Annotated in this window: 23 protein-coding genes; 1 reads left to right on the top strand and 22 read right to left on the bottom strand. The window is 55.8% G+C overall.

Annotated features, from left to right (window positions below; translation table 11 throughout):
- Window positions 1–196 precede the first annotated feature (196 nt).
- On the top strand, window positions 197–1,144 hold the full coding sequence (locus ACYX34_RS12025; RefSeq protein WP_462076805.1) for a glutathione S-transferase family protein: 948 nt from the start codon (window positions 197–199) through the stop codon (window positions 1,142–1,144).
- Between the two features lie 619 nt (window positions 1,145–1,763).
- Here the strand turns inward: ACYX34_RS12025 and ACYX34_RS12020 are convergent.
- From ACYX34_RS12020 to ACYX34_RS11915, 22 genes are all read right to left on the bottom strand, one after another.
- On the bottom strand, window positions 1,764–2,609 hold the full coding sequence (locus tag ACYX34_RS12020; protein WP_462076804.1) for a universal stress protein: 846 nt from the start codon (window positions 2,607–2,609) through the stop codon (window positions 1,764–1,766).
- Between the two features lie 160 nt (window positions 2,610–2,769).
- Entirely contained in the window at window positions 2,770–3,090 is a 321-nt protein-coding gene (locus ACYX34_RS12015; protein ID WP_462076803.1) for a hypothetical protein, read from the bottom strand.
- A 12-nt stretch (window positions 3,091–3,102) separates the two neighbouring features.
- A complete protein-coding gene (locus ACYX34_RS12010) occupies window positions 3,103–3,501 on the bottom strand; it encodes a c-type cytochrome (RefSeq protein WP_462076802.1) in 399 nt (132 codons plus the stop codon).
- 252 nt (window positions 3,502–3,753) lie between these two features.
- Window positions 3,754–4,806 carry a hydrogenase expression/formation protein HypE gene (hypE, locus tag ACYX34_RS12005; RefSeq protein WP_462076801.1) on the bottom strand — a complete coding sequence of 351 codons (1,053 nt, stop codon included), beginning with the start codon at window positions 4,804–4,806 and terminating at the stop codon, window positions 3,754–3,756.
- A gap of 137 nt (window positions 4,807–4,943) precedes the next feature.
- Window positions 4,944–6,047: a hydrogenase formation protein HypD gene (gene hypD, locus ACYX34_RS12000; protein ID WP_462076800.1), complete on the bottom strand. Its 1,104-nt coding sequence runs from the start codon at window positions 6,045–6,047 to the stop codon at window positions 4,944–4,946.
- An 86-nt stretch (window positions 6,048–6,133) separates the two neighbouring features.
- The gene (locus tag ACYX34_RS11995) at window positions 6,134–6,637 is read right to left on the bottom strand and encodes a hypothetical protein (protein ID WP_462076799.1); all 504 of its coding nucleotides are present in this window, start codon (window positions 6,635–6,637) and stop codon (window positions 6,134–6,136) included.
- A gap of 212 nt (window positions 6,638–6,849) precedes the next feature.
- Window positions 6,850–7,446, bottom strand: a complete 597-nt coding sequence (locus ACYX34_RS11990; RefSeq protein WP_462076798.1) for a hypothetical protein — start codon at window positions 7,444–7,446, stop codon at window positions 6,850–6,852.
- Window positions 7,447–7,584: 138 nt separating this feature from the next.
- Window positions 7,585–7,842 carry a HigA family addiction module antitoxin gene (locus ACYX34_RS11985; protein WP_462076797.1) on the bottom strand — a complete coding sequence of 86 codons (258 nt, stop codon included), beginning with the start codon at window positions 7,840–7,842 and terminating at the stop codon, window positions 7,585–7,587.
- Window positions 7,843–7,895: 53 nt separating this feature from the next.
- Entirely contained in the window at window positions 7,896–8,159 is a 264-nt protein-coding gene (locus ACYX34_RS11980) for a hypothetical protein (protein WP_462076796.1), read from the bottom strand.
- A complete protein-coding gene (locus ACYX34_RS11975) occupies window positions 8,149–8,418 on the bottom strand; it encodes a BrnT family toxin (protein WP_462076795.1) in 270 nt (89 codons plus the stop codon). The genes ACYX34_RS11980 and ACYX34_RS11975 overlap by 11 nt, the downstream gene beginning before the upstream one ends.
- A gap of 329 nt (window positions 8,419–8,747) precedes the next feature.
- A complete protein-coding gene (locus ACYX34_RS11970; RefSeq protein WP_462076794.1) occupies window positions 8,748–9,152 on the bottom strand; it encodes a hypothetical protein in 405 nt (134 codons plus the stop codon).
- Between the two features lie 342 nt (window positions 9,153–9,494).
- Complete coding sequence (locus ACYX34_RS11965; protein WP_462076793.1) at window positions 9,495–9,917, bottom strand: PilZ domain-containing protein; 423 nt, start codon at window positions 9,915–9,917, stop codon at window positions 9,495–9,497.
- A gap of 109 nt (window positions 9,918–10,026) precedes the next feature.
- Window positions 10,027–10,416 (bottom strand): hypothetical protein, encoded by a 390-nt coding sequence (locus ACYX34_RS11960; RefSeq protein ID WP_462076792.1) that lies wholly within the window; start codon window positions 10,414–10,416, stop codon window positions 10,027–10,029.
- 106 nt (window positions 10,417–10,522) lie between these two features.
- Window positions 10,523–10,771, bottom strand: a complete 249-nt coding sequence (locus ACYX34_RS11955) for a HypC/HybG/HupF family hydrogenase formation chaperone (protein WP_462076791.1) — start codon at window positions 10,769–10,771, stop codon at window positions 10,523–10,525.
- Between the two features lie 133 nt (window positions 10,772–10,904).
- Window positions 10,905–13,262, bottom strand: coding sequence for a carbamoyltransferase HypF (gene hypF, locus ACYX34_RS11950; protein WP_462076790.1), 2,358 nt, complete (start codon window positions 13,260–13,262; stop codon window positions 10,905–10,907).
- A complete protein-coding gene (locus tag ACYX34_RS11945) occupies window positions 13,259–13,612 on the bottom strand; it encodes a hydrogenase maturation nickel metallochaperone HypA/HybF (protein ID WP_462076789.1) in 354 nt (117 codons plus the stop codon). Before ACYX34_RS11945 ends, hypF begins: the two co-directional genes overlap by 4 nt.
- Window positions 13,605–14,132 carry a hydrogenase maturation protease gene (locus tag ACYX34_RS11940; RefSeq protein ID WP_462076788.1) on the bottom strand — a complete coding sequence of 176 codons (528 nt, stop codon included), beginning with the start codon at window positions 14,130–14,132 and terminating at the stop codon, window positions 13,605–13,607. The genes ACYX34_RS11945 and ACYX34_RS11940 overlap by 8 nt, the downstream gene beginning before the upstream one ends.
- Window positions 14,125–15,429: a Ni/Fe hydrogenase subunit alpha gene (locus ACYX34_RS11935; RefSeq protein WP_462076787.1), complete on the bottom strand. Its 1,305-nt coding sequence runs from the start codon at window positions 15,427–15,429 to the stop codon at window positions 14,125–14,127. The genes ACYX34_RS11940 and ACYX34_RS11935 overlap by 8 nt, the downstream gene beginning before the upstream one ends.
- Before the next feature lie 115 nt (window positions 15,430–15,544).
- Complete coding sequence (locus tag ACYX34_RS11930) at window positions 15,545–16,006, bottom strand: cupin domain-containing protein (protein ID WP_462076786.1); 462 nt, start codon at window positions 16,004–16,006, stop codon at window positions 15,545–15,547.
- 93 nt (window positions 16,007–16,099) lie between these two features.
- Window positions 16,100–16,924, bottom strand: a complete 825-nt coding sequence (locus ACYX34_RS11925; RefSeq protein WP_462076785.1) for an NADH-quinone oxidoreductase subunit B family protein — start codon at window positions 16,922–16,924, stop codon at window positions 16,100–16,102.
- Window positions 16,925–17,035: 111 nt separating this feature from the next.
- Entirely contained in the window at window positions 17,036–17,869 is an 834-nt protein-coding gene (locus ACYX34_RS11920) for an FAD/NAD(P)-binding protein (RefSeq protein ID WP_462076784.1), read from the bottom strand.
- A 15-nt stretch (window positions 17,870–17,884) separates the two neighbouring features.
- Entirely contained in the window at window positions 17,885–19,033 is a 1,149-nt protein-coding gene (locus ACYX34_RS11915) for a 4Fe-4S dicluster domain-containing protein (RefSeq protein WP_462076783.1), read from the bottom strand.
- Window positions 19,034–19,130: the final 97 nt, after the last annotated feature.

Below are 19,130 nucleotides of genomic sequence, written 5' to 3'. Positions count from 1 at the left end.
GTCTTTCCAGTCAGTCTCCTCGCACGGGGCGTGCCCTCCAATCATGAGGTTTTCCTGGTCCATTGGCGGATTCTCGTCGCCTATTGCCACGGTCCCAAGAAGACGCTGTAGCAAAATGCAACAGCTCTTGTAGGGACAGCCTAGCGCTATTGATCGGGTTATATGAGATACTGACTTTGAAAGGGGTCAACGCTACATGGAAATCCAGGCCCAATTTCCACATGAACAATCGCCTGCCGGCGAATTTCAACGCCAGGCCGATTCCTTTCGCAGCTGGGTCACCGCCAATGGCAGCTCCGGCTATCCAGCCGCGGCGGATCGGTATCATCTCTATGTGTCATGGGCTTGTCCTTGGGCCCATCGAACGATCATCGTTCGCAAACTGAAGCGGCTCGAGTCCGTGATCGGAATGACCGTAGTCGATCCGATTCGCGATGAGCGAGGATGGGCGTTTCGTGAAGGTCCTGGGCACTCCTTGGACCCCATCAATGGATTTTCGTTTCTGAGTGAGGCCTATAAAGCGACCGACCCACACTACATCGGACGCTTTACGGTCCCGATACTCTGGGACCGGATCACTCAACGCATTGTCACCAACTCCGACGACGATCTGATGCGAATCTTCAACGGTGAATTCAACCGATTCACTGAAAGTCCGACCGACCTCTATCCGGATGGGCTCCGACAAGAGATCGATGAGCTCAACAGCTTTATCTACGAGAATGTGAACGATGGCGTGTATCGAGCGGGGTTCGCCACATCTCAACTGGCCTATGAACGAGCGGCACGGCGATTGTTTACGGCACTGGATCAACTCGATGCACGGCTTGCCACGAGACGGTACTTATTCGGCGAGGAGTGTGTGGAAACCGACTGGCGGCTCTTTGTGACGCTCATTCGCTTTGATGCGGTATACCACGGACACTTTAAGTGCAATGTCAGGCGGATTCTCGACTATCCGAACCTTTTCGGGTATCTGAAAGACCTGTACCAAACAGATGGCATCGCCGAGACCGTGAATTTCGATCATATCAAGCGGCACTACTACATCACACACGACGATATCAATCCGACCCGTATCGTCCCGATCGGACCCGATCAGGACCTCACTGGTACCCATGGGCGAGAGCGTCTATCCGGCTAGTTCCTCCTCTGCACGAATCCGCATCGACGCTTCAATGATGGGATGCCACTAAAGACCCCTGCCTGTGCAAGAAACTAGACAGCTCTGAGGATATTCTCCCCATTCCCCCGTGTTATCTCGGCCCCTGAGCCCATCCTCTCTATCTTTACGACATTTTTAGACGCGCATAATAGTTGCTGTACCGTCACAGGGGCGAATGAGATCTGTGTATGCCGGCATGAATTTGCAACAGGGAAATGATCTGAAATCAGCGCCAGAACAAGACAGCAGGTATCGTAGTTACCCAGGGGAAACCTGGCATTTCATTCATTAAAATGGAGGGGTTATGGAAAGCAGTCTCTTAATATTCGCCGTGGTCATGCTCGCCCTTTTAATCGGAGGCCTTGTCATCTACAAGAAGAGTGCATAGCTGATCACGTCCTAGTTTTTCTCAGGGAAGTGTCCAACGCTTTGTGCAGCGGCCTTGTGACGCAGGGAGAAGTATTTGTTGGGAAAGATGCGGCAAGGTGGAGAGGTACAGTCCTGAATCGGCCGAAGTCCGAAGGGTGGCGTGCTCGTTCCGTACCGGGACGAGCACGCATCTAGAGGCGTAGGGGTGTGCATGAGCAGCCTGTCAAGCTCACCTGACGACAAGGACTGAGCAAGCGGGTTGCTGAACGAGTTTCAATGAGACGCTGCCCTGAAGGAAACGGGCTACCGCACTCAACCCTTTTGCACCTGTCACAATCAGATCCGGCTGTTCGAGATTCACAACCTTCATAATTTCTTCAGCCGCCGGTCCGACCTGAGGGAACTGCCTGACTCGGTACCCGACCTTCTCGAGTTTGGCTGCTTCCTGAGCCAACAGTTGTTCTCCCGCCTCCTTCACTGCCATGTACCGCAAGAAGGGCATCACATGCACCAAGAGAATGACGAGAGGCTTGCCGTCGGCCGTAGCCTTGAACCGCTTGAGCAAAAACTGGAGTGCCTTCCCGGATGAGGCGGACCCGTCTGTTGCAAACAAGATCCGCCGAGGAGAATGAGGCGGCTCCTTGACGATCAGGACCGGCGTCGTGGCATGGAGCGTCACGGCGGTCGACACACTCCCCAACATGAAGCGGTCAAGGGCGTCCAAGCCTCGACTCCCTACTACGATCAGCGCGGTATCTCCCGCATGCTTCAACAGCGCTTGTGCGATCGGCCCTTGTTCCACACGGACAGAGCCGGTCAATCCCAACTCACCCAGCCGTTTCTTCGTACCAAGTTCCACCTGCTTCGCTCGGCTTTCCAGCAGATGAATCACCTCCCCCATATCTGGTTCGTACCCACTGACAGATGGATATGTGAGAGCAGGTACCCGAGCGGAATTAAGATCGATGGAATGGATCGCCGTCACCCGAGGCGCAGAACGGAAGGGAATCCTCCCCACCCAGTCCAGCGCCCATTCCGAGTATTTCGACCCATCGATCCCAATCACGACCTTCATCGTCACGTCACTCCTTCGGACAATAAGACATTCCGCCTTGTTACGCAGACATCACAGACTGTTGTTAGCCTTGAAGGCTTGCTCATCGTACGCATTTGAGAATTATCCGAACACCACCGTGCATCCTGATTCGAATCGCAGCTTCCACCATAGGCTCCCTCTAATAGATGATGGGTGGTCGATTCTGGTTGATGATCAGCATCAGTCGCCGATGTTTGAGCGGTCGTTCAGGGTCTCGCGTATAGTGCGCAAGATCTTCTGACAGTTCCGCGAGCCTGAGCGGTATCGAGATCCGCTGCCTCATATGAGGCACCTTGGTCTCAATCGAGAGATCGACCAGCTCTTCGGTAGTACCGGTCACCTCGGCGTTCAGGTCTTTCTCATCAAGAAAGTGTACGGTCACTCGTTCTTCCGGATCGATCCACGGGATGATGATCTTCCGCTTTTCATGGTTGGTCATCGCCATTGCGTCGTCTCTCATCTCGAGATCTCGTCATCGTGACGGAGTTGGAATTTGCTCTCTTGGTTGGGCCAACCAACGGATATAAAGCAGGACATGCTGCTTCTCTTCCTTCGATAGTGCCCATTTCCACGACCCCATCGCCGTGCCTCGTTCACCCTCGTGAATCGTCTGTGTCAGCTCGATATCGGACTTCCGCTGGACTGCGGGACTCGTGAGATCTGCTGGTGGAGGGGTGACGTCGAATGCCTGACCTTTTCCCTGGTCTCCATGGCAAAACCGACAATACTCCCCGTACAGACGCTTGCCCTCTTGCAAGTCGTAATGCTCACGAAGCACTTTCTCGCTACTCTTCTGCTCCGCGCTGGCGTTCGTAGTCAGAAGACATGGCAGAATCAGGAACAGAAATACGAGGACACTCCGTGAAGACATCACCTTTCCCTCTCGCATCATACGAAGAAAGGAAGTGGCAACCATCGTGCCATTGAAGCGAGCCACAGTGAGGTCGAAATTTAGTTTGAACCTATTGAAAGCACAGGACTTCATCAGACCTGAGGCCCTAGCTCGCTTTGAGAGTGTGGAAAATTTCACAGAAGACTCGCTGAGCACTGTCGCGGAATGCCACAGACTACGACGGAAAGTTTTTATAGTCGAATGAATCGGCTCCCTATCTTCCGTCACAGCTCAGCAGATACGCGGCAATTGCTCTCCTGAGAGAAGATCGAGAATCCTCTGCGTGCCCAATACCGTTCGCAGCACGACCGGCGGAGTAGACCGATCCATAACAGTGCCGATACGAGCTGCCTGGCTCGCGGCCTTGTGTCTCCGCATCACAGCCAGAGCCGCTTCGGCCTGTGGCTCAGGCACCATGGCAACGAATCGTCCTTCATTGGCCACATAAAGTGGGTCCAGTCCCAAGAGTTCACAGGCTCCACGCACCGGCTCGTTCACCGGAATAGCCGTCTCCTCCACCGTCATGCCGACCTTCGCTGAAACGGCCAGTTCGTTCAACACGCTTGCTAGCCCGCCACGGGTGAGATCGCGCAGGCAATGGATGTCGATGCCGCTGTCGATCAAATCGGCCACGATTCCATGTAATGGAGCCGTGTCGCTTTCAACGTTGCCGGCGAACGTCAACCCCTCACGCACACTGAGCACCGCCACGCCATGAGACCCGAGATCGCCGCTCACAAGAATCGCGTCACCAGACTGAATCAACGTCGGCAACACACGAACACCGCTCGGCACCAGTCCGACGCCAGACGCATTGATGAAAATTCCGTCGCCCTTACCGCGATCCACGACCTTGGTATCTCCCGTGACAATCGACACACCCGCCGCCCGCGCAGCTTCAGCCATGGAGTTCACCACTCGCTGCAACACCTCCATACTGAGCCCCTCTTCCAGGATGAAGCCCACGCTGAGATACAGCGGCTTCGCACCGCACATGGCCAGATCGTTGATCGTGCCGTTCACCGCCAAACTCCCGATGTCGCCGCCCGGAAAGAACAGTGGACGCACGACGTAAGAATCGGTCGTAAAGGCAAGCGTGCCCTTCTCCACCGGCCAAGTCGCACCGTCATGCATGGAGTCCAGCATGGGATTGTGGAAAGCCCCCACGAAGACGTCTTGAATCAACTCCTGCATGAGCCGCCCGCCGCCACCATGTGCGAGCTGGATGGTGCTCTTTGTTGAGAGCGGCAGCGGACAAGCTGGCTCAAATGGTTTGTTGTTCATAGTCGTCTTTCGTATCGCAATCCCGAGATCGAAGTTTCTGGTTGCGGGGTTCGACTTTCGAGTTACCGGAACCCCAAACGCGAAACTCGCAACTCTTAACCGACGCGAGACCCCTTTCAATCTTCACTGCTCACCCCTTACCCTTTACTGGCCCCTCGGTATCGGTAATACGCGGCGCAAGCCCCTTCGCTCGACACCATCGGCGCGCCTAACGGCTGTTCAGGTGTGCATCGAACCCCGAAGGCAGCACAATCCATTGGCTTGAGCAAGCCTTGGAGGACCAGCCCACTTTGGCATTCTGGGTCCTCTTTCCCTTCAGTGAGCTGCGCAAGTTCATGCTGAAACTTCACCTCTGCATCGTATGCGCGATAGGCAGACCTGAGGCGCAGACCGCTCGCGGGAATTTCCCCGATGCCGCGCCAGGTTCGCGGTGCTGGTTCGAACACCTCGTCGACGAGAGTTCTTGCTGGTCGGTTTCCCTCTCGACTGACGGATCGCACGTACTGATTCTCGACTTCGATCCGCCCCTCTTCCAATTGGCTGACCAGCATGGCCACACCTTCGAGCACGTCGAGCGGCTCAAACCCGGTCACGACGATCGGCACGCGATATTTCTGCGCGATGACCTCGTACTCCTCATAACCCATCACGGTACAGACATGACCGGCAGCGAGAAACCCCTGGATTCGACTCTGTGGCGACGACAGGATGGCTTCCATCGCGGGGGGCACCAACACATGGGCGATCAACAGACTGAAGTTCGTGATGCCCGCCTGCTTCGCCTGCACCACCGCCATAGCCCAGGCCGGTGCAGTGGTCTCGAATCCCACAGCGAAACAGACCACTTCGTGATCCGGATGCTTGCGGGCAAGTTCAAGTGCATCCAACGGCGAATAGATAATCCGGACATCCCCACCTGCCGCCTTCACACCAAACAGGTCACCATGTGAACCAGGCACGCGCAACATATCGCCGAAGGAGCAGAAGATCACGTTTGGCAAGGATGCAAGGAAGACAGCCTGGTCGATGAGGGATACGGACGTTACACAGACCGGACAGCCTGGTCCATGGACGAGCGTGAGCTCTTTCGGCAACAGGCTATCAAGGCCGAACCGGACAATTGAATGGGTCTGCCCGCCGCAGACCTCCATGATCGTCCAAGGCCGACGCACCGTCTTCTTGATCCGCTCCGCCAGCGCCGCCGCCACCGTGCGATCGCGAAATTCATCGACGTACTTCATGGCGATGATCCCCTGCGACTCCGTTCTTTAGCATCATTCCGCAGGCACGGGTTAGCGCTGTCTGAGTCAACGTGCAAGCGAACCTATCATTTGACGTTTCCATCAGCCTTTTCGTTCTTAACTTTGGTTCCAGCTGGTTTCCCATCAGCACTTATGGTTGAAGGGACGGTACTGGAACGCACTTGAAGTTTTAATCCAGATGAGGGTTGCTGAGCTTGGCTAACACACTCGCAGCGAAGAACTTGCTCTCGGAGGCTCTGCTCTGCTTTTGGCGATAGCGTTCCAAGAAACCAACCAATCACGGTGCCAAGCAATGTCCCAATTAGGCCAAGCCTAGCGGATCGGATGGTTGCGTTTGATTGGACTGAGGTTATACGAAGATCCAGCTCATGTTCGATAAGGATGTATGCTGGTGTGCCAGTTTGCTGTTCCGACAAGAGAATGGCAAGCCTCTCTGGTGACATCTGCGCACGTTCTAGAGGATCTGGCAGACCATGGAATGTCTGCATCATAGCTTCTTCTTGCTCAGCATCGAGCTTGCTATTGTTGGTGGATCGCGATCGCAGAAACCTGAGAATCTTATCGCGCATGGGTCGGCCTAACAGTGCTTACTGCGATTCGAAAAAAAGCCGAGTCTGCCAATTTCCGTCCACATGACAGAGCATTAAATGCTCCGAGCATAGCGGCATAATACTTGGCGTTTCAACGGGACACGACTACTGTGCTGGTAATTATCAAGGATATTAGATTGACTCTTGGCACAACTAGGGAGAGTCCTGCGCAAGGTCGATTGAACGAGGCGCTAGTCGTCACCACTGGGTACTAACTTATAAACATATGCACCTGGCTCCCACATTAGCCTGTCAACGCGAAAAGGGGTACCGGCTCTAAGAATAGCTGGATTGGGCGTTAGTTTACCGTTTTGACTTTCGTCGCGATAGTAGAAGAGCAGGAAAATAAACAGTCCAGCAACGGCGTTGAGACTGTGCTTCAATGAGGCGTCAGAGAAATGCGTGTGGCGGTGATGTTTGACGTTGTTATATGCCTGCCACCAGAGTGGACTTCGTTCGGTTTTCCACTGTTCCCATGGAGTGAGCGTTAGGCCGTACCGGGGAATCTCGACAACGGCGGACGTCACCTGCGGATAGGCCGCCAATATTTCACCCTTGTACTTGGTGATGCTGTCGGCCATAGACTCAGCGTTTAGTTCACAGCATAACCGCTTTGCAACGACGTCAACCTCCGACGCAGCAGCAAACAAGATACGAGCCAATTCCAGAGAGTAACAATTGAAGTTGTCATTTGCTGGTTCGAGGTATCGAGACAACCGAACGATATCGTCCTCAAGTGCGAGAAAGTAGTTCCAGTGCTGGAGCGTCGGTGTTTGGTGTATGCCCATGTCTGGACAGCTAACGACCCCGCAGATCACCGGCAAGTTAATAAGGGGTAGAGCACAATTTCAGCATGTCGATCCGCTCGTTCCTGAGGCTCGCCCGTATCCTCTTTCAACCATCCGTTGACTCAGCTGCCATATCTTCTAGGCCGCTGTGAGCCGGACTTTCCCGACCTTGCCGAGCTTCACATGCTGCTTGGCATACCAGAGATCGTGATTGTACTGCATGGCAAGCCAACTCTCCGGAGAACGGCCAAGCGCCTTGGACAGGCATAGCGCCATTCCAGGGCTGATCCGGCTCGTACCCGTAAGAATGCGATTCAGCGTTGAAGCAGCCACACCGAGCTTGCCGGCCAGTTCACGCCCGCTCAGATTGTTGGGATTCAGATAGACTTCGATCATGAATTCGCTGGGATGGGAAGGATTCTACAAAGCCATCGGTGGATCCAGACTTTCTACGCGGCGGTACGTTTTCGTGTCGGACGGCCCGGCCTGGTGTTAAGGCGACGAGAGGACTGCGCAATCTTCAAGAGGGAACGTAAGGCTTCATTTACTGCCGTCGAATCGCGGAATGCCTTCGCCACATCGGGCTCGAGAACGACGACATTGGCTCCTTCCTTTAAAAGGCGCCGATAATATTTCCCTCGGACTGCCTTTCCATAGTCGAAGGTGTATTCCGGACGAAGATCGTCGTTTTCCACAGAACGTTTACGTCTCATGTCGCTTCCTTTCATGTCGTGTCGCAAGTCGCGCACTGATAATGCGCACGGCTTTGCCGCGCTCAGTGTGTGAGACGACTAACAACCTTCCGTTCTTGGAGTAGCCAATAGTCACGAATCTCCGCTCGCCGACGGAGTGAGCAGGATCGTCGAATGTCGCAGTCAATGGATCATAAAACACGGTGACGCCTTCGTCAAAGGACACCCCATGTTTCTGAAGATTCCGCTTGGCCTTTTCACGATCCCACTCAAACTGCATTTTGGCAGTCTACCACTTAGGTCTGAATCAGAGTCAGAGTATAGTTTCAGAACGGCGACCAACCCGTTCAGACCCCCCCGTATTCCTCCCCACTAGCTGCTCGTTCCGTCCGCCACCCGGGTAGGAATGACACACCTCGAGCACCACACATCCGACATCGGTCTTAAACGGACCACGCCGTTCTCCGGGAGGGCGGCTTGCGTACTCTCCCGCTTCAACCCAGCAACCGAAGGCGTGGTCGTACAGCCACCCGCTCACAATGAAGACCTTCTTGGGTATGGCTATCCAGATCTACTTGGCCCCTGATCGCTATTGACTTCGGCGCTCGCTCAGGACTTCTGATTTCGAATGATCAGACGGAGGCTAACGGGCAAGACCATGATATAGAACAAGAGAAACCCTCCGACCAAGAGCCGCCCGCGGACTTGGGTAGGATCTGCGACAGTGTCATGCCCTTGCATCCAGAGATGCCTTGTCATGAGATCGCATGCAAACCCCGCAATGAGCAGCGCGTACCAGAAGCGCCATCGTCGTCCTGTATAGAGTACCCGCTCGCGTCGATGAATCAGAAAGACTTGAGCCAGAATTCCGGCGAGAGCGAGGTATTGGGTCCATGTAGGAATCCCGAGAAACCCCGCCAGAACGATCCAGGCGAAGATTGCGACAAAAACCAGGATGGTCCCAAACAGAAAGCCCCGTCGCGATTCCAAGAGGCCAGTGCCAACACTCTCCATCCCATACCCCTTCTATTCGGTACACCGGGTGGCGCTCTCGCTGGACCCTCCCGGGCCCAACACTCTCACCCAAACAGGTCTGCTCCACCTTCCATGACAACGTACCTCAATGGTGCCTCGGTCACGAATTCCAACGAGGTCTCCGGACGTGAGAAACATCCCACTTATCCGAACGGCAAGAGCTAAACCAAGAAGTCGTCCGTAGCTTCTGAAGACCCGCCCGCTGCCCTTATCTCTATCCGATCATCGCCCCCATCGATCGGATTCATGGCCACTTTTGTTTCGCCACAACCTTGTCTTTGATCTTGTCATAGGGTCACCTGCAGGATGATCTTCTTCTCCTCAGAGTGCCTTGACCCGGTCCTGAATATAGGCGTTCAATCGCTCTTGCGATCTGGGATCCATCACAAGTGTTTCAATGCCGCATTCGTCCCCGCAGACCCATCGCACTTTTCCTTCAGCCACGGAGATCACTTTCATCGTCGGGAGCCTGACGTTCAGCGAGCAGAGAGCTCCTAGCTCTAGTGGCAACGAACCAGATAGGCGCCATCCCTGTCGAGAAAGATTCGTGACGCTGCCATACCCAGTTCCGTTTCCCCGCTCGTATCGGACGAGGATAAAGACCGGAAACCGATAATGATAGCGCTGCGCAAACGGCATGGTGACAAGCCCGCTAGAAGTAAGAGCCCCGTATTGTAAGAGGGCTCCTACCGGGGGCGCAAGGAGCGTAAACTCAGGCTGATACCCGTCGATAGACGCTCTCATCACGGTGGGTAGTCAGTGAGAGGTCTCTGAGTGTGGTTCCGATGGACGCTCTTGAACCTTTCGATAATGCGGGTTGAAGGGAGCAGGAGGGGATTCCCGCCGCCCTGTCCTACGGCACAACTTCGGCCCGATCGGACTTGTTCAGGAGATACAGTGTTTCGTTTTTGATAAAGAATCGCTGCAGTTCCTCCCCCCTATAGTCACCTCGTAGGTTCCTAGCACTGATCCCCACCTGTACGATGTACCCAAATACAGGAGGTTGCCTTCGTCCTGAGAGATACACATAGCCTTTCTGTGGGTCTCCTATGAATCGAAAGCGAGCCGGAAACGGTTCAAGCAGCACCTGTTGCACAAGATCTTGTATCGCCTTCTGATAGAGTGAGGAGACGGGAACCGTTCCATAATCAGCACTCGCGATTTGTTCGGGTGTGATGGGTGTGGCACACCCCACGGTGAGAAGGAAGAGCAGCGCAGGGAGCCTTCTGAGATCAGCCTTCACCGAGAAACCCTCATTAATTCTTCGGGATCATTCGCCGGCGCCATTCTATGAGCCGGAATGTTGACCTGCAAGAAGGTTCAAATGGATCAGCCGCCTTAACTGGCTCCTAGCCACCGGTGGCCTCTGGAGAGCTTGAGGCCGTTAGTTCCGAGTAGGTTTCCAACGTCCGTCGCGCGGCTTCCTCGTCCAACTTGCTGATCGCAAAGCCGACGTGGACGATGACGTAGTCGCCGACTTCGGCTTCCGGCACCAAAGCCAACGAAACGGATTTCGTCACACCACCGAACGACACGGTCGCCGTCCGAAGCTGGTCATCCGCGATGTTCAGGACTTGGCCTGGGACTGCGAGACACATCGTCTCTCCTCATGTTCAAATTTCGAATTTCTGGTTTCTTGTTTCGAGTATTGCGTCAGAAAACACGGTCGTCTCGAAACGCTAAACCCGGAACCCGGCAACAGATACAAGCGGCCCTCACGAGATGTGCTAGTCATCGGTGCGCCGCAATCACTGCCTGCCCCAATGACAGCCCTCCGTCATTGGGTGGCACCAGCCTGTGGCTATACACTTCGAGCCCTGCCTCTTCCAATCGCCGTTTGGCGAGCGACAACAGCAGCCCATTTTGAAAGCAGCCGCCGGTCAGCACGACGCGAGACAATCCTGCTGTCTGAGCCATCCGTACGATAACTTCGGCAAGACTCACATGAAACTGGGCGGCAATCTTTTCACGCCTCACACCTTTGCGAAGGGCATCGAGCAGGGCGCTGATCATGGGACGCCAATCAACCATCCACGTTGTATCGGAACTCTCGCTCGGCACCAGATCAATCGGATATCCTTGCACCCCACCTGCCTCCCACCCTCGCTCCGCTGCAAACTGGACCGCCATGGCTGCCTGCCCTTCGAAGGAGGATTGAGAACATAGGCCGGTGAGCGAAGCCACCGCATCGAACAGTCGTCCCATGCTCGTCGTCCATGGGGATGCCACGCCGGATCTGAGTACGCTTGCCACCTGAGCACGCTGATTGCTCGTCAAGCTCCAGGATGGAAGTGCCTGATCGTCTATCACTTCTCCCATCAAATCCCACAGCAATGCTGCGGCGGATCGTTTTGGATCCCGCATGGCCGCTTCGCCGCCGGGCAACCGAAAGGGCCGGAGATGTGCGAACCGGTTGAATCGCCGGTAGCTCGCGACCAGAAATTCACCACCCCAAATCCGGCCGTCCGTTCCATAGCCGGCACCGTCCCAGGCGATGCCCAGCACCTCACCGTCGAGTTTATGTTCTGCCATACAAGAGACCACATGTGCATGGTGATGTTGCACGGGAACTATCGGAACAGACACGGTCGCAGCCAGTTCTCGCGCGAAGCTGGTCGAACGATAGTCCGGGTGCAAATCGCAGGCGACAGCCTGTGGCGTAACCTGAAGCAACTCTTGGAGATCCTCGACTGCCTGCCGGAATGCCTTGTCCGCCTCCAGGGTAGAAAGATCTCCGAGATGTTGGCTGAGTGCAACGCGATTGCCCGTCAGAAGAGCGACGGTGTTCTTGAGATGTCCACCGACGGCGAGGATCGGGCCGTTGGAGTCTCCTTGTACCTCACCATCACTCCAGCGAATCACCTGAGGCACATAGCCTCGCGCCCGACGGAGGATCATCACATCAGCTGTGGATGTGTCCCCTTGTCCTCCGTCTTCCGCTCGGACATTGTCTGGAACCACCAACACCACCGAATCATCAACCGGCCTTGCGATCGGTCTGTCATGCACAAGCAACACATCGGCGACCCCTTTCAATCGAACCAGCGCCTCGCACTCGTCGGTCACAATCGGCTCTTCGGATCGGTTGCCGCTCGTGGCCACCATGGGACGCTGAAGCGACGCCATCAAAAGATGATGGAGCGGCGTGGCCGGCACCATCACACCGAGATAAGGATTGCCCGGTGCCACTGCTTCGGCGAGTGCCGCGTCCTGACGCTTATTCACTAGAACGATCGGCGCTTGCGGCGAACAGAGCAGATCCTCCTCTTGCACGGACAACTGACAGTAGTGTCTGACCGCCTTAATCGAAGGGAACAGGACTGCGAAAGGCTTCCCCGGCCTCCGTTTCCGATCGCGCAAGCGCTGAACCGCTTCTTCTGATTGCGCATCGACCCAGAGTTGAAACCCACCCAGCCCCTTCACAGCGACGATGAATCCTTGTTCGAGCAGAGCCGATGCCTGCTGCAAAGCCCCTTCACCACCGGCGACCTCGTGACCGTGTTCATCCCACAAGCTGACGCGTGGCCCGCAGATCGGACAGGCGATCGGTTCCGCATGAAAGCGGCGATCGGCTTCGGTTTCATACTCCGCACGACAGGCAGAGCAGAGTGTGAACCCGATCATGGTGGTATTGGACCGATCATAGGGAATCGTTGTGAGCACGCTATAGCGAGGCCCACATTGCGTGCAGGTCAGGAAGGGATATCGGAACCGTCGGTCGTGTGGATCAGAGAGTTCCCGACAGCAGTCCTCGCAGGTAGCTAAATCCGGCGAGATGACGAGAGTACGTTGTCCCAATTCAGGACTCGCGGCGATTGAGAAACTCCTGTTGCCCTGTACAGGAATGATACTGGTGCTTATCGCCTCGACAGAAGCAGAAGCGGGCGCGTCTTCCCGCAGACGGTGGAGAAATGTTTCAACAGCTTCCACGCACCCTTCAATTTCAATCAACACCCCGTTCCTGGTGTTAGTTACCCAACCAGTCATCCCCAGCTCATGGGCGAGTCTGTAAACGAACGGGCGAAACCCCACCCCTTGCACCATCCCCTCCACAGTAACCTGTACACGCTGAGCAAGGGCCTTTCTCATTCTTGCACGACCAATTCGTGGACAATCACGTCCGACTCTGTTGAGACTGCAATCACCGGCTCTCCACAAGCGGGACAGACTTCATGCCCGTGTTCGACAGAAACATCTCGCCGGCATTGCGGACACCAGGCTTCACCCGGCACGGTGAGAATCTCTAAAGCGGCACCTTCGGCCTTTGTGCCTCGGGCAGCCAATCGGAATGTTGTTTGGAGTGTGGCGTGATCGTGAATGAGCAAATGCGACAGCGCACTGACTTTCAGTCGTACGGCAGATAGCTTGGTATCTCCCGTTCCGTCCAATCTGGCTTCCACAGCCTTTACGACTTGCCTCATCAAATGGAGTTCATGCACGACAGGCCTCACGCTCCTGAACGATTTGGTCCACGACTTGGTCCAACGCCTTAGCCACCGAGGAGGACAGGGGTTGCCCTAGTTCTGTGTTCCCAACTTCAATCCCGTAGACGATGACCGTCGCTGGGAGGACACCCAATGTACGGGCCAACTCCAAAACCTCTCCTACTCCGATCGCGTGAGATGACCGTGGGAACAGGTTGGACGCAATCGGGCCGGCCAAGACATCGAGCCGATGGATTGTGCCGGGAACTTTCCCGCTGCATAGGGCATCGATCAAGAACACGGTATGCGCGTCTTTCATCAAGTCCAAGAGCTCTACTCCCGCCGATTCCGCCTCGACGACTTGAATGTGACTGCCGATTCGCTCTCGGATCCGGCGAGCAGCCAGAAGGCCAACGGCGTCATCTCCTCTGAACTCGTTCCCTAAGCCGATGATTCGAATGCTGGATAAGCGAGACTTGCGTGACTCGTCACTCGCGTGTTTCTCACCCCTCTTGTCCGGAGGACCATCACACATCCCGATTGATCTCCAACTTCAGAAAATGCGTCGCGCAGGAAATGCACGGGTCGTAGCAGCGGATGACCCGCTCGCAGGCACGCGACGCCTCCTCGTTGGAACGATCCAGTACACGGGGCAGGAAGAGACGCAGATCCTGCTCAATGCGGCCTTGATTCTGCGAAGTTGGCGGCACGATCTTGGCTTCGCGGATCACACCATCGCCGTCCACCCGGTACCGATGGTAGAGGATCCCGCGCGGTGCTTCGGTGCACGCCATACCGATTCCGGCTCGGACCGTGACCGGCAGCGACGGCGCCGGTGGAGGCTCGTATCGATCGATCAACCGCAGCGACTCCTCCAGCGCGTAGAGCATTTCGACCGAGCGGGCGACGATCCCATGAAACGGGTTGCGCAGCGGTAGTGACAAGCCGGTATCCGCCAGCACCTGCCTGACCGCCGGAGGCAGTCGATTGTGGTTCAGGTTCACACGGGCCAACGGCCCAACCAGATAGGGCGCACCTTGCAACGTGCAATGCAGCGCGTTGGAGTAGGCGACCTGATGCTCGGAGAAATGCCGTTCGAACTCGTCAACCGGAATATCCAGGCCGGTGCCGGCCACAATCCGTCCTTCGTTGAACGGATACTCATCGGAATGGCGCAGTGCCACACATGTAGAGTCCGGAGTAAACTCCGGGTATTTAAACCCTGCAACCCAACGCACAGTTTCCCCCGCCGCATCGCGTGCCCATAAGAGTTCGTCTCTTAATCCTCTCAGTTCGCTCTGCAACGGCACCCGCGAGAAGCCGCCGACTTTGACCGACACTGGATGCACGGAGCGGCCGCCCAGCAACGTCATGATCGCATTGCCGGCCTTCTTGATCCGCAAGCCACGGGTCACGACGGCTGCGTGATCTTTCGCCATCGCGATGCCGCTCTCATAGCCAAGAAAGTCCGGGGCCTGCAGCATGAAGATATGCAGCGCATGGCTTTCGATCCACTCTCCGCAGTAGATCAGCCGCCGCAAATCCCGTAGCGGCCCGTCGATGCGCAGGCCGAAAATCCGTTCGAGGGCGTGGACGGCGCTCATCTGATAGGCAACCGGGCAGATGCCGCAGATCCGCGCGACGATGTCCGACACTTCGTCGTAGTGCCGCCCTTGCAAGAAGGCCTCAAAGAACCGAGGCGGCTCGAAGATCCTAAGCTCCACGTCCTGGACAGTTCCGTCTTTCACGGTGACACGAAGCGCGCCCTCGCCCTCCACGCGTGCGATCGTCCCGATAGCAATAGTCCGGGTCCGACGTTTCTCCTCTTCCACTTCGATTACTCCACAGACGTCTCAGAGGATATCTAGTGTTTCACGCGCCTTGAAGAACTTGGTGAAACGCCATTACGGCACATCCTTTTGCAGTCGATCTTACCTGACTCATCAGTTAGGCCGGCTCTTTTGCAACCCAACTCACTCGCTTCTGAACACCTACACCATCCTCGACGGCATACCCGTCATAAGTGCCAGCGCGAGCTTGAATGACGATGTAGTACAGACTTTCTGTCTCAGAGATATTTCGCCAACAGCGCTCTCCGTTCTGTGCCACTCTAATGACAGTTCCCTCACTAATCGGTAGCACCTTGCCATCAATCTGGAATTCTCCCTCACCTTTCAAGAAGACATAGATTTCTTCGTTCAAACGGTGCTTGTGGTAGAAGGGCATTGACGTCCGTGGGGGCAATTTATTGATGGAGATTTCACCGCTCGTCAAGCCCAGTAACCGGTTCAGAAATATCTTGCCTTCAGTTTCTCGTGGCAACATCGGGTGTTGAAATTTGTATTGCTCCAGCTGCGACAGAGAACCGAGATCGATCGCCGTGAAATGGGTACCGTTCTTCGTTTTCATGTAGATCTCCCTTCTGAACATGGGCAGATGGTCACTAGACTCTTGCTGCGCTGGCCTGTTTTGGCTACTACCTGAACAGATTTCCCACTGGTCTTACTTCTTTGTCTCCCACACTTCACTTTCACGCTTGAAGGATTCCGCATGGCCATTGATGCCGCGAAACCTCCGCAGAACTTCGACCGGAATCAGTTGCAGCCCGTTATGGAAGTGGCTTGCAAGCGAGGCCGTGTTGGGTGGAATGCCCGGCCCTGCCCGCATTCCCGATGTTGGACCGAAACAGCCATAGCAATCCCGTCCCATGCTGGGACAGATAGCGCCACAGCCGCTCCGCGTCACAGGCCCCAAACAGGGTATGCCCTTGGCCACTATCACGCAGACATTCCCGCGCCGCTTGCATTCCAGGCACACACTGTCAGTCGGGACATGAGGCTGAACTCCGGCCACCAGATCGGTAATGACGCGAAGCAGTTGGTCTTTATTGATCGGACAGCCCCACAGTTCGAAATCCACACACACGTGTTCCGCGATCGGGGTGGAGGTATTAAGGCTCTGAACATACTGTGGGCTGGGATACACCGCCTGCTTGAACGATTCCACATCGCCCCAGTTACGCAGAGCTTGAATACCGCCGGCTGTCGCACAAGCGCCGATCGTGACCAAAACCTTGGCCTGCTTCCGCACAGACCGAATGCGACGCGCATCCTCCTCCGTGGTGATCGACCCCTCGACCAGCGCAAGATCGTACGGGCCTGGACTCATCATGCTGGAGGCTTCCGGGAAATAGGCAATATCCAACGTTTGGCCCAAGATAAGTAGCTCGTCCTCCAGATTCAGGAGGCTGAGCTGGCAGCCATCGCAGGAGGCGAATTTGAAGACGCCAAGCTTGGGCCGAGTTTTCTCCGCGTCACGCTTTGGCAACCTGTTCCTCCTCCTGCACTTCGGCCACAAGTTTCGTGTTGCGAGTTGCGCGTTTCTGGTTTCTCTCTCTGCCGTGAAATCAGAAACTCGAAACGGTTCACGATTTACAAACTACACTCCCACCCGTCCTAACCATGGCTCGATACGGTCGTAGCGCATAACCGGCCCGTCTTTGCACAGAAAATACGGACCCATCTGACAATGGCCGCAGAGGCCGATTCCGCACTCCATGTGTCGCTCCAGTGAGACATGAATGGCTGTTGCTCGAATTCCGCGTCTCATCAAGATCGGCACACCCAGGCGCATCATGATCTCGGGGCCACACATTAGAACCATGGTCTTCGCTGGATCCAGCGTCACACACTCGAACAGGTCCGTCACCACGCCGACATGGTAACGCCAGGCCTCATCCCGTTGGTTGCTGGCCAGCAGAACTTCCGTGTCGGACTGTTTTCCCCAGGCCTCGAATCGTTCATGAAAGAGCAAGTCTCGCGATGTCTTCACACCATGGATGATCTTGACGGAACCATAGTGCCGACGCCGCCGAAACATATAGTCGATCGCCCCCACCACTGGAGCACAACCCAGGCCGCCGGTCACGATGACGACGTCATGGCCGCGTGCTTCCTCCAGCGGCCAACCCTTCCCAAACGGACCGCGGATTCCCAGAACCTCACCGACTTGCCGTTGTGCGATCGCGGAGGTCACTCGCCCCACAGATCTGATGGTATGGTCAAGCCTCTCCGGCTCCTCCGGGTCTGAGACGATTGAGATCGCCACCTCCCCGACACCAAACAGATACACCATGTTGAACTGCCCGGCGGTGAAACGAAAATTGCGACGGGTTTCTTCATCATTCAGCCGAAGCCGGTAGGTGTGAATGTCGTCAGCTTCCCGGATCTTCTCTATGATGGTGGCCGGATGTATCAGGTAAGGATTGATCATTTGCTCCCTGTCATGCTACTCGCCGGACGCCTCTTCCTGACGGTTGATGGCTGACTGCTGTTCACCCGGCTTCAGCAACACCGACAGCTCTTCGGTCAGATCGATCCCGACCGGACACCAGGTGATACATCGACCACAGCCGACGCAGCCGGACGTTCCGAATTGATCGATCCACGAGGCCAGCTTATGTGTCAACCACAAACGGTAGCGATCCTTGATCGTGGGACGGATATTTTTCCCATGGATATAGCCGTGCTCCTGCGTGAAACAGGAATCCCATAATCTGGCATGCTCGGTCTGCTGCCGGGTGAGATCCGGTATCTCCTCGACCGTATGACAGAAACAGGTCGGGCAAACCATCGTGCAATTCGCACAGGCCAAACAGCGTGCCGCCACGTCGTCCCATCTCGGATGCTCATGGGCATCATAGAGCGCCTGCGGCAAGCAAATATGATCCAGCCGGCGGACTTGGCTTTGTGCACACGCGTCCACGCGCGCTGCTGCTTCATCGATTGCTTTGTGTATAGCAGGAGACAAAGAGAGAGTAGAAAGAAGATCGGACCCGGCCTCGCTTCCAGCTTCGACCAGTAGATGGTCGTCGATTTCCGTCAGAGTGAGATCGAAGCCGTTCTTGGCGCGAGGGCCCGTGTCCATGGATGCGCAAAAACAGGTCGGTAGCGCCCTGGTGCAATTCACCGCGATCACGAACAGCCCCTCGCGGCGGGCCGCATAGCAGGTGTCGCGATACTCGCCGTGGAGAAAAATCCGATCTTGAATGGCCAACCCAGCAAGATCACAAGCGCGAGCGCCAATGATCGCAATCTTTTCCGATTGAGGAAGGCGAGGCTGTGCGGAAAATCCGCCTTCTGCCCGTTCGATGTGAAGCAACGGCTCACGCGGCGCAAAGACGAAGGGCTTCAGCGATTGGGGTCCATGGACGACCCCGAAAATTTCCTGGGAGCCGGTCTGTTCCAGCCGATAGCGACCAGGTTCTTGCTGATCGCGCCAGCCGATCGGCAGATCCAGCACAAACCGGATCGTCTCCCACACCACGGACCCGTCCCGTACTGTGGGGCCGACAATTCGATACCCCTTCGTGCTCAACGCATCAAGCAATCGTTGGAGGTGAGCTAGTGGGAAGACTTGATGATTATCGTCAGCCACGATCCCTGCTCATTGCCTGACGGATGTCCGTGTCATCGTACGAACGCCCCCTTCCCGTACAAGGCGGGAAGATCACGTCTGCATCACTGCCACATCT

The sequence above is a fragment of the Nitrospira sp. CMX1 genome, from assembly GCF_054902215.1.
The sequence above is the reverse complement of the archived record's forward strand: the minus strand, read 5'-3'. Positions and strand labels throughout refer to the sequence as shown.